The sequence below is a fragment of the Aeromonas sp. HMWF015 genome, assembly GCF_963878965.1.
GTDB lineage: Bacteria > Pseudomonadota > Gammaproteobacteria > Enterobacterales > Aeromonadaceae > Aeromonas > Aeromonas veronii.
In genome coordinates this window covers 1-2,716 of sequence record NZ_CAWNZT010000116.1, presented here as the reverse complement: position 1 = coordinate 2,716, position 2,716 = coordinate 1, and the positions used below count along the sequence as shown (strand labels likewise).

The window sequence follows — 2,716 nt, the reverse complement described above, 5'->3', positions numbered from 1 at the left end:
CAAGCTCTATCCGCTCGTTAACCACCCATTTCTTCAGCACATAGGCACCGTTGGATACCATATTCTCCGGCTGGGTCCACTTGTCACCAAACTGCTCGACTACCTTTTTCGGTACCGGATAGGTGGTGGTGTGGGAGAGCATGCTGACGAAGTAAGGGATCGCTTTCTCAAGCTGCACTTCGAAGGTGTAGTCGTCGGTCGCCTTCACACCCAGCGTATCAGCGGGTTTCTTGCCAGCGATAATATCGGTGGCGTTGGCGATAGTCGGCATCTCCAGATACCAGGAGTAAGGAGAGGCGGTTTTCGGATCAACGGCACGCTGGAAAGCAAAAACGAAATCGTGGGCAGTGACCGGGTCACCGTTGGACCACTTGGCATCTTTGCGCAGGTGGAAGACGTAGTGCTTGTTATCCTTGGTTTCCCAGGATTCGGCCACCGCCGGGAGAATTTCCCCTTTCGGGCCGGAAGCAACGAGACCCTCGAACAGGTCGCGCAGGATATTGGATTCGACCGTTCCTTCGGTCTTGTGCGGGTCAAGGGTCGCAGGCTCCGAGCCGTTGCCTTTTACCAGTTGCTGGACTTCAGCCAGCTTGGTTCCCGCCGGGACATCGGCAGCCTGAGCCACATTGACGCCACCAAACAGTGCAGCCACCAGCAATGTGTTAATCATTGTTTTTTTATGAGTCATTTCCCTACTCCAACAAGAACATTCCATGCATTTTTTAAAGTGACGGGGTTAAAACCCGCTCCCAGCATAATTCCCTGCCAATTCCGATAATGCAACAGATATTGTCAGGGTAATCGTCATTTTCTGGTCAAAAAATCAGCCACCATGCGCTTTTTCAGTATTAAAACACCAGCAAAGCGCTCATTTTTCACACAAACGACCGATTCTAGAAAAGACCGAGCAAAAAGCAACCAATAAAAAGCCGGTCACGAGGACCGGCTTTCATAAAGCGGAGCTGGCTCACATCAGGCTGGGGAAAACCCCCTTGATGCCGGCCACCATGATCTCGATCCCCAGCGACATCATGATAAGACCCATGATACGGGTCACCACGTTGATGCCGGTGTTGCCCATGATCTTGAACAGCAGCGGCGCGGCGCGGAAGATGAGCCAGGAGCAGAAGGAGAAGACAACGACAACCACTGACATGCCGAGCAGTTGCTGCCAGTGGCTCTGGCTGGCATAGACAATCACCGAGGAGATGGCACCGGGGCCTGCCATCAGCGGCAACGCCAGCGGTACCACGGCGATAGACTCGCGCACCGCCAGTTCACCCTTCTCCTGTTTGTTGTGCTTCACCTCGCCCAGCTTGCCCTGCAGCATCGACCAGGCAATCAGGGTAATCAGCGACCCACCGGCGATCCGGAACGACGCCAGCGAGATGCCAAACCCATCGAGGATCAGCTGCCCCATATACATGGAGACCAGCAGGATCACCATCACCGCGATATTGGCAGTGGTATTGGTTTTCATCCGCTCGGCCTGGGTATGGTGGCTGGTCAGACTGACAAACACCGGCAACAAACCAAGCGGGTTGATAATTGCGAACAAACCGACAAAGAACTTCAGATACAACGAGACGTCAATTGCTGCCATAGGCGCCTTCCAATAGAGTTTCGGGCCCAGCGGGCCAGTCCATTAATTTCGTGCGTAAATTTACATCATAGCCAGAGCGGGCACCAATCAAATAATCTCACCATTTTGAGGGTTTTTTAGTTAGTTCATCTAATGCATCCGCGCTAACTGGCATAAACCGATGCCAAAAGCCCTTTCTACCGCCCGACACACGCCAGAAAAGTGAGCGCAAGCCTGCTTAATCACGACCAGAGAGCCCGACGATGACTGACCGAATGACCAAGCAACTCGAGAGGATCCAGGCTTTACCTTCCCACTATTTCAGGCCAGACATCACTTCATTGACTCGGCAAGAGAGTCACAATGCAAAAACCGGGAAAGCGGGCAGAAATGGCGTCCTCGGGGAATAAAGCGGATTAGTCATGGATTAAAACAACAATCATTTTCGCAACAAACGCTGGAATAAAGCGCGTTTGTCGGTGGTTTTGAAACCGATTCACTCATATTTGCTAACCTATACAGCCAAAACGCCCCTGCTATCTGATGGCGAAGTGCAATTAACCACTTGATAAATGTGGTTTATTACCATGCGTTAACAAGTCTCTCGCCTTTCCCTTTGATGCACATTCCGATAACATCGGTCAAACAAGGATTGTGAAATAAAATTTCTTTTGTTCTTTTGTTACACATGATCCAGATCAAGTTTTTCTGAGTCAGCCCCGCTCTATAATCGACTCAGAAAGCGATTTAGTAAGGCATGTGAAAAAGCTGTTGCAACGATACCGTCTTGACAGGGCGACTATAATTGCCGGGCATTGCCAACGTCTTACTAAACAGTTTTCAAATAATCAGGAGATAAACATGGCAGTAACCAATTTGGCTGAACTGGATGCACTGGTCGCCCGCGTTAAGGAAGCCCAGCGTGAATTCGCCAGCTTCTCTCAAGAGCAGGTAGACAAGATCTTCCGTGCCGCCGCCCTGGCCGCCAACAACGCCCGTATCCCCCTGGCCCAGATGGCCGTGGAAGAATCCGGTATGGGTATCATCGAAGACAAGGTTATCAAGAACCACTTCGCCTCCGAATACATCTACAACAAGTACAAAGACGAGAAGACCTGCGGCATTCTGAGCGAA

The 2,716-nt window shown here is 51.1% G+C and carries 2 protein-coding genes and 1 pseudogene; 1 reads left to right on the top strand and 2 read right to left on the bottom strand.

What is annotated here, in order from left to right:
* Positions 1–688, bottom strand: a 688-nt coding sequence (locus AACS18_RS05950; protein ID WP_258228678.1) for an ABC transporter substrate-binding protein, incomplete at its 3' end; no start/stop codon positions are given.
* Positions 689–967: 279 nt separating this feature from the next.
* The gene (locus AACS18_RS05945; protein ID WP_005337678.1) at positions 968–1,603 is read right to left on the bottom strand and encodes a YchE family NAAT transporter; all 636 of its coding nucleotides are present in this window, start codon (positions 1,601–1,603) and stop codon (positions 968–970) included.
* An 840-nt stretch (positions 1,604–2,443) separates the two neighbouring features.
* Between AACS18_RS05945 and AACS18_RS05940 the strand changes: the two are divergent.
* A pseudogene (locus AACS18_RS05940) lies at positions 2,444–2,716 on the top strand (bifunctional acetaldehyde-CoA/alcohol dehydrogenase); the annotation flags it as partial.